The organism is Pseudomonas sp. efr-133-TYG-23, from assembly GCF_030209215.1.
In the GTDB taxonomy this organism is placed as follows: Bacteria; Pseudomonadota; Gammaproteobacteria; order Pseudomonadales; family Pseudomonadaceae; genus Aquipseudomonas; species Aquipseudomonas rhodesiae.
In genome coordinates this window covers 70,183-77,669 of the sequence record NZ_JARVSL010000014.1, presented here as the reverse complement: position 1 = coordinate 77,669, position 7,487 = coordinate 70,183, and the positions used below count along the sequence as shown (strand labels likewise).

Sequence of the window (7,487 nt, the reverse complement as noted above, 5' to 3'; positions counted from 1 at the left end):
TTTTAGTCCCACCCACCCCTTCAAGTCTAAACATACAAGGGGGCTTGCCCCCGATAGCAGTGGGTCAGCTACACAGAAGCTGACTGATCCACCGCCATCGGGGGCAAGCCCCCTCTTACAGTCGGGTTGGTTTACACCTGATGAATCAGGCTGACCGTTGCGCTGCTGTCATTGGTCCAACACCACATCGCGCATCGGCGGGATGTAACCGTAGTCATAAGCCTCCTGCACGAACGAACGATCACCCTTGAGCACAATCCTGACCGTCGGCGCTTCGGTGCCGCCGATGCGGTAGTCGTCGCCGGCGGTGGGCACGCTGTCGATAAACGATGTGACCAGGCCATTGGGCATCACGCAGTGCGAATAGGTCTGGAACGGCTGCGACGGCGGGTTGCCCAGAACCAGGCCCGAAGCGTTCATCGGTGTGTAGGGGCCGAACAGATGATCGCCGACAAACCCGTAGACCCCATCCGGGCCCGTTATGCCATCGGCATAGGTGAACTTGTGACTGATGGTAAACAGGTAGTACTTGTTGTCCTGAAACACGTAGTGCGGCCGCTCGGTCTGATCATTCACCCCGACGGCGGTGACCAGGGGCGGCAGGAGTTCCCATTCATCGCCATTGAGGTCCTTGGCCACCGCAAGGCCGATGCAACCCACCTGGTAACGGGCACCGCCCACATGTTCATGCCCTGGCGGCACCAGGCCCAGTTCGTTCGCGCCCACTTCGTGAGTGCCGCGCTCACCTGCTACGTTGCCTTCGAACACCATGTACAGCTTGCCGTCCTTGGGATCGATAAACGGGCTGGGGTCGCGGAAGTTCCATGTCGCGTTCTGCGCTTCGGTCTGGTAGTAGGTGCCATCGGCTTCAAACAGGGCCTTTACCTGAGTGAAACCGCGCAGCTCGACACCGCTTTGGGAAGTGACCACCTGGCCTCGGACCTTGGCAATCGTCGCGCCCGGAGTGACGCAGGTGTAATACAGGTCGATGTCGCCGTTGTTATTGAGCAAGATCGGTGTACCTGCCCATTCACGCGTGGTCGGCGATACCCCTTCGGCCATCACGCGGCCGCCGAAGATCCAGTCTTTGCCGGTGCGCGAGTACCAGTAGCAGATGCGCGCATGACCATGGCGATCTTCCCAATCGCGCTTGATATCGTAGCGGCCATCGGCATTGATGAATTGCGGATCATGGGGGCGACGGTCGGCCGTCAGGGTGAAGATCACGGACCAGCCGTTAACCGAAACCACCGTGCCGTCCAGGGTGCGCAAGGGCATGGTGTCCCAGATAAACACCGTGTCACTCATCACCGGGAAGTCGGCAGGCACCAGCGGTTGAGTCGTGGTGGGGTCATTTTCATTCACTTTGAGCGCATCTGCGCGTGTCCAGCGAGTGGGGATAATAGTGGCGTGTTTCATGATGAAGTCCTTTTCATTGACGCTTGGATACGGCCCGTCATAGCGAGCCAGCGTATTGAGTTGATCCATTGACCTACACACAGTGCCCAGCGGGGCTGAAGTGTCCTTCCTGGACAATCAGCGCCTAAACACTGTGTTTATATACAGTATTCGGCATTCGCCTGGGCGTCAACTCTTGAGTGAAAATATCCAGAGGTGGGAGGGGTTTACCCCCTCCCACATTTACCCTCCCAACTATGTTATTTGGAAACCGGCATCGCAAACTCAGCGCCCTGTTCGATGCTCTCCGACCAGCGCTGCATGATCGACTTCTGCTTGGTGTAGAAGCGCACGCCTTCAGTGCCGTAAGCATGCATGTCGCCGAACAGGCTCTTCTTCCAACCACCAAAGCCGTGCCAGGCCATCGGCACCGGGATCGGGACGTTGATGCCGACCATGCCCACTTCGATGCGTCGTGCAAATTCGCGGGCGATGTGGCCGTCGCGGGTGAAGCAGCTGACGCCGTTGCCGAACTCGTGGTCGTTAACCAGTTTTACCGCTTCGGCGAAGTCATTCACGCGCACGCAGGCCAGTACCGGGCCGAAGATTTCTTCGCGGTAGATGCTCATCTCTTTGGTCACGTGATCGAACAGTGTCGCGCCGAGCCAGAAGCCGTTTTCCAGACCCGGTTCGTTGGGCACGTAGTCGCGGCCGTCCAGCAGCAGTTGTGCGCCGGCTTGCACGCCTTGTTCGATGTAGCCGCTGATGCGTTCCAGGGCTGCGCGGGAGACGATGGGGCCCATTTCGGCTTTAAGGTCGCGGCCGTCGGTGATGCGCAGGTGCTTGGCGCGTTCGGTCAGGGCGGCGATGACTTTGTCACCCACATCGCCCACCAGCACCGCCACGGAAATCGCCATGCAGCGTTCGCCGGCACTGCCGTAAGCGGCGCCCATCAAGGCGTCGACGGTTTTTTCGATGTCGGCGTCGGGCATTACCACCATGTGGTTTTTCGCGCCGCCCAGGCCCTGCACGCGCTTACCGTGGCGCGCGCCGGTTTCGTAGATGTACTGCGCAATCGGTGTGGAGCCGACGAAGCTCACGGCCTTGACGTCCGGGTGTTCGATCAGTGCATCCACCGCTTCCTTGTCGCCTTGCACCACGTTGAATACGCCCTTGGGCAGGCCGGCTTCACGCAGCAGCTCGGCCATGAACAACGACGCACTCGGGTCGGTGGGGCTGGGTTTGAGGATGAAGGTGTTACCCGCTGCAATGGCGATGGGGTACATCCACATCGGTACCATCACCGGGAAGTTGAACGGCGTGACGCCCGCCACCACGCCCAGGGGTTGGCGCATAGTCCAGTTGTCCATGCCCCGGGAAACCTGGTCGGAATGCTCGCCCTTGAGCAGGTTGGGAATGCCGCAGGCGAATTCGAGGATATCGATGCCACGGTCGACTTCGCCCTGGGCGTCGGTGAACACCTTGCCGTGTTCGGCGACGATGATCCGCGCCAGGTCGTCTTTGCGTTCACGCAGCAGGTGCAGGTACTGGAACAGTACGCGGGCGCGGCGGATCGGCGGGGTGTCGGCCCAGCCGGCGAAAGCGGCCTGGGCGGCAGCGACGGCCTCGGACACAGTCTGGTGGCTGGCCAGCGCAACGCGGGCGGTTTTCTCGCCGGTGGCCGGGTTGTAGACATCCTGGTAGCGATCATCGCGGGAAACGCGCTGGTCGTTGATGTAGTGCTCGATGGTGTGGGTCATGGCAGTCGATCCAGGTGGTTAGCGTTGGTACACACCTTAGGCTTTCGCTTTGTTCCTAACCAGAGCAGAATCCAGAACTTATTGTCCTTATAGGCGAACAATACAGCCATGGAAAAATCCGAGATCGAAGGCTTGTGGACCCACATACACTGGCTTTCCGTGCTGGAAGAACACGGCACCTACACCGCCGCCGCCGCGCGTCTGGGGGTGAGTAAGTCGGCCGTAAGCCAGCGGATTTCCGACCTGGAAAAAGCCACCGGTACCCGCCTGGTGACGCGCACCACCCGCAGTGTGCGGCTGACCGATGCAGGGCGTTCATTGACCCGTGACGTGCGCAGTGCCTACGAACAGATTGCCCGCAGCTTTTCGTCGGTGCGCGACGCCGCAGGAGAGATCCGCGGCCTGGTGCGCCTCACCGCGCCAGTGGCATTTGCTCGCCAGCAATTGGTGCCGCACCTGTCGGGGTTCCTGCAGCAATACCCACAGGTGCGTATCCAACTGGACGTGTCCGATGCCCTCAGTTCACTCGCCGCCGAAGGCTATGACCTGGCGGTACGTCATGGTTTTCAGGTGCCGGAAACCCATGTGGCCTGGAAGCTGTGCGACACCGGCTCGGTGCTGGTGGCCACCCGGGATTACCTGCAATACCACGGCGAACCGCGCGAGCCCGACGAGCTGTCGGCGCACAACTGCCTGTTCTACCCGCGCGGTGCCGACCAACCGGCCTGGACCTTCGAACGCAACCACAAAAACGTCGAACGCATCACGGTGCCCATCGCCGGCAGCTTCGCCACCAACAACAGCGAAGCCTTGCGCGATGCGGCCCTGCACCACCTGGGCATCGCCCTGCTCCCTGACTTCAGCGCCCACGCCGCCCTGGCCAGCGGCAAACTGGTACATGTACTCAAGGGCTGGACGCTCAAGGGCGCGTTTGCCGATGAGATCTATTTGATCCGCCCGTACTCACCCCATGTGCCCAAGTCGGTAAGTGCGCTGGTGGGGTATCTGAAAGACAGGCTATCCGGTGGGTTTGCATTCAAAGGGTAAAACTTAGCCGTTGCCAGAAAGAACTAAAAGTCCATAATGGACAAATTAGTTTACGTCGGAGACCCCCATGCTCACTCCTCCTTTTGTGATCGACCAGACTCAGGCCCGCGAACACCTGGACCGCCTCGACATACCGCAGATCCTGCGCGCGCTGTTCCGCGATCTGGCTGCCGGGCACGCGGTGCAGCCAGCGCAGCAGCTTGTGCAATTCCCCCACGGCGCCGGTGACTTCATCAACTACCTCGGTGTGTTGGCCAATGAGGGTGTGTATGGGGTCAAGACTTCGCCCTACATCGTGCGCGAACAAGGGCCGCTGGTAACGGCGTGGACTCTGCTGATGTCGATGCACACCGGCCAGCCATTGTTGTTGTGCGACGCCGCCGAACTGACCACTGCGCGCACCGCCGCCACTACGGCGTTGGCGGTGGACGCACTGGCCGCACCGCAGGCCCAACGCTTGGCGATTATCGGCAGCGGCAAAGTCGCCCAGGCCCATGTGCAGTATGTGAAGAACCTGCGGGACTGGCAGAGCATCCGTCTGTTTTCGCCCAGCGCGGTCACGGCCAATCACGACGCCCTCCACTGCCTGGACCCGCGCCTGAGCATCGCCGCCAGCTGCGAGGCCGCCGTGGACGACGCCGATGTGATCCTGCTGTGTACCTCCTCTGCAGGCCCCGTGCTCGACCCGACACGCCTGAGCAAACCGGCGCTGATCACCTCCATCAGCACCAATGCCCCGCGCGCCCATGAGGTGCCGCCCCACAGCCTCACGGGCATGCAGGTGTTCTGCGACTATCGCCAGACCACCCCCACCGCAGCCGGCGAAATGCTGATCGCCGCCGAACAGCACGGCTGGCACCCCCGCATGGTGCTCGGCGACCTACCCGAGCTGCTCAGTGACCTGGTGCCGCGCCCGACCTATGATCGCCACGTCTTCTTCCGTTCCATCGGCCTGGGCCTGGAAGACATCGCCCTGGCCAATGCCCTCTGGAGACAGCTATGAACCACGCGGACTACCTCATCATCGGCGGTGGCATTGCCGGCGCCTCCACGGGGTTCTGGTTATCGCCCCACGGCAAGGTGATCGTGCTGGAACGTGAAAGCCACCCGGCCTATCACTCCACCGGGCGTTCGGCGGCGCTCTATACCGCCGCCTATGGCACCCCGCAAGTGCGCGCGCTGACCCTGGCCAGCCGCGACTTTTTCGACCATCCGCCTGCCGGTTTCTGTGAACACCCGCTGCTCACGCCACGGGGCGAAATGACCGTGGACTTCAGCGGCGACCCGGCCGAATTGAACGCGCAATATCTGAGCGCCAAGGCTACTGTGGAGCAGGTCGTGCAACTGAGCGCCGATGAAGCCTGTGAGATGTTACCGATCCTGCGGCGGGAAAAAGTCCACGGCGCGATCTACGACCCCACCGCCAGCGACATCGACACCGACGCCCTACACCAAGGCTATCTGCGCGGTATCCGACGCAACGGCGGCGACGTGCGCACCGACAGCGAGGTGCTGGGCTTGAGTCGCGACAGTGCCGGGCTCTGGCAGGTCAGCACCCAGGACGCCACCTTCACCGCGCCGATCATCATCAACGCCGCCGGCGCCTGGGCCGACCATATCGGCGGACTGGCCGGCGCCGCGTCCATCGGCCTGCAACCCAAGCGCCGCTCGGCGTTTATCTTCGCCGGCCCCGAAGGCGTGGACAGCCATGCCTGGCCGATGCTCGTAGCGCTGGACGAAGCCTTCTACATGAAGCCCGACGCTGGCATGTTCCTCGGCTCGCCGGCCAATGCCGACCCGGTGCAGGCACAGGATGTGCAGCCCGAAGAGTTGGATATCGCCATGGGCATCTACCAGATCGAAGAAGCCACCACCCTGAGCATCCGCCGCCCCACTCGCACCTGGGCCGGGCTGCGCAGTTTTGTGCACGATGGCGATCTGCTCAGCGGCTTCGATCCCCAGGTGCCGGGGCTGTACTGGGTCGCGGCGCAAGGCGGTTATGGGATTCAGACTTCACCGGCCATGGGCCAGGCCAGCGCGGCACTGGTGCGCGGAGTACCGCTGCCCCAGGCACTGACCCGCTTCGGTCTGGACGCTGATATGCTCTCTCCCGCCCGCCTGGAGCCCCATTGATGAACACCGCCGAACACGACAAAGCCCTGCAGAATTTCCGCGCGATTGCCGATGCGATCGCCACGCTGTTTTTCCCCCATGCCGAAGTAGTGCTGCATGACCTGCGCACACAAACCGTCGATTACATCGCCAACAACCTGTCCAAACGCGCCATCGGCGATGACTCGGCGCTGGAGGACATGCTCAGCGAGGAAATCAGCGAAGTGAATATCGGCCCGTATGAAAAGCTCAACTGGGACGGTCAGAAAATTCGCAGCCTGAGCACTGTCCTGCGCGACGCCCAGGATCGTCCGTTGGCGGTGCTGTGCATCAACTTGAATATCTCCCTGTTCGAAAACGCCAAGGCTGCGCTGGACCTGTTCCTGTCGCCGAGCAAACTGATCCCGCAGCCGGACGCCCTGTTTCGCGATGACTGGCAGGAGCGCATCAACACCTTCCTCCACGCTTGGCTGCGCGAACGTCAACTGAGCCTGAACCTGCTGACCCGCGACCACAAGCGCGAACTGGTACTGGCGCTGCACGCCGAAGGCGCGTTCAAGGGCAAGAGCGCCTCGAACTACGTGGCCAATGTGCTGGGCATGGGGCGGGCGACGGTCTACAAGCACTTGAAGGAGCTCAAGGGCTGATCGAACGAGGTAACGGGCCTGATTGCAGTGGTGCCTGACATTTATCGGGGGCAAGCCCCCTCCCACACTTGGAGCACCAGGCACCAGCCATACCCCGTGGAACAGAGAATTGCCTGTAGGAGGAGGCCTGCCCTCTCCCACACTTGGAGCACCGGGCACCAGCCATACCCCGTGGAACAGGGAATTGCCTGTAGGAGGAGGCCTGCCCTCTCCCACACTTGGAGCACTGGGCACCAGCCATACCCTGTGGAACAGGGAATTGCCTGTAGGAGGAGGCCTGCCCTATCCCACACTTGGAGCACCGGGCATCAGTCATACCCTGTGAAAGGGGAATTGCCTGTGAGAGGAGGCTTGCCCTCTCCCACACTTGGAGCACTGGGCATCAGCCATACGCTGTGGAAGGGGAATTGCCTTTGGGAGGAGGCCCTCTCCCACACTTGGAGCACCAGGCACCAGCCATACCCCGTGGAACAGGGAATTGCCTGTAGGAGGAGGCCTGCCCTCTCCCACACTTGGAGCACCG

General features: G+C 61.9%; 6 protein-coding genes. 4 read left to right on the top strand and 2 right to left on the bottom strand.

The genetic code is table 11. The features are described 5' to 3' along the window. Positions 1 to 168: 168 nt before the first annotated feature. Both QRN41_RS09760 and QRN41_RS09755 read right to left on the bottom strand, forming a co-directional pair. Positions 169 to 1,419: a glycoside hydrolase family 68 protein gene (locus QRN41_RS09760; protein WP_167417427.1), complete on the bottom strand. Its 1,251-nt coding sequence runs from the start codon at positions 1,417 to 1,419 to the stop codon at positions 169 to 171. Positions 1,420 to 1,658: 239 nt separating this feature from the next. Continuing rightward, complete coding sequence (locus tag QRN41_RS09755; RefSeq protein ID WP_034097329.1) at positions 1,659 to 3,158, bottom strand: CoA-acylating methylmalonate-semialdehyde dehydrogenase; 1,500 nt, start codon at positions 3,156 to 3,158, stop codon at positions 1,659 to 1,661. Positions 3,159 to 3,266: 108 nt separating this feature from the next. On the opposite strand from QRN41_RS09755, the gene QRN41_RS09750 reads away from it, so the two are divergent. The 4 genes from QRN41_RS09750 to QRN41_RS09735 all read left to right on the top strand — a co-directional run bounded on the left by QRN41_RS09750 (position 3,267) and on the right by QRN41_RS09735 (position 6,964). Beyond that, positions 3,267 to 4,205: a LysR family transcriptional regulator gene (locus QRN41_RS09750; RefSeq protein ID WP_167417426.1), complete on the top strand. Its 939-nt coding sequence runs from the start codon at positions 3,267 to 3,269 to the stop codon at positions 4,203 to 4,205. A 67-nt stretch (positions 4,206 to 4,272) separates the two neighbouring features. After that, positions 4,273 to 5,208 (top strand): ornithine cyclodeaminase family protein, encoded by a 936-nt coding sequence (locus QRN41_RS09745; RefSeq protein ID WP_167417425.1) that lies wholly within the window; start codon positions 4,273 to 4,275, stop codon positions 5,206 to 5,208. After that, the gene (locus QRN41_RS09740; protein ID WP_034137789.1) at positions 5,205 to 6,338 is read left to right on the top strand and encodes an NAD(P)/FAD-dependent oxidoreductase; all 1,134 of its coding nucleotides are present in this window, start codon (positions 5,205 to 5,207) and stop codon (positions 6,336 to 6,338) included. Before QRN41_RS09745 ends, QRN41_RS09740 begins: the two co-directional genes overlap by 4 nt. Beyond that, positions 6,338 to 6,964 carry a helix-turn-helix transcriptional regulator gene (locus QRN41_RS09735; protein WP_034137788.1) on the top strand — a complete coding sequence of 209 codons (627 nt, stop codon included), beginning with the start codon at positions 6,338 to 6,340 and terminating at the stop codon, positions 6,962 to 6,964. Before QRN41_RS09740 ends, QRN41_RS09735 begins: the two co-directional genes overlap by 1 nt. Positions 6,965 to 7,487: the final 523 nt, after the last annotated feature.

Bases quoted from the DNA above. Each gene is read 5' to 3' on its own strand.
- QRN41_RS09740 (WP_034137789.1), top strand. From the start codon at position 5,205: ATGAACCACGCGGACTACCTCATCATCGGCGGTGGCATTGCCGGCGCC.
- QRN41_RS09755 (WP_034097329.1), bottom strand. From the start codon at position 3,158: ATGACCCACACCATCGAGCACTACATCAACGACCAGCGCGTTTCCCGC.
- QRN41_RS09750 (WP_167417426.1), top strand. From the start codon at position 3,267: ATGGAAAAATCCGAGATCGAAGGCTTGTGGACCCACATACACTGGCTT.
- QRN41_RS09735 (WP_034137788.1), top strand. From the start codon at position 6,338: ATGAACACCGCCGAACACGACAAAGCCCTGCAGAATTTCCGCGCGATT.
- QRN41_RS09745 (WP_167417425.1), top strand. From the start codon at position 4,273: ATGCTCACTCCTCCTTTTGTGATCGACCAGACTCAGGCCCGCGAACAC.
- QRN41_RS09760 (WP_167417427.1), bottom strand. From the start codon at position 1,419: ATGAAACACGCCACTATTATCCCCACTCGCTGGACACGCGCAGATGCG.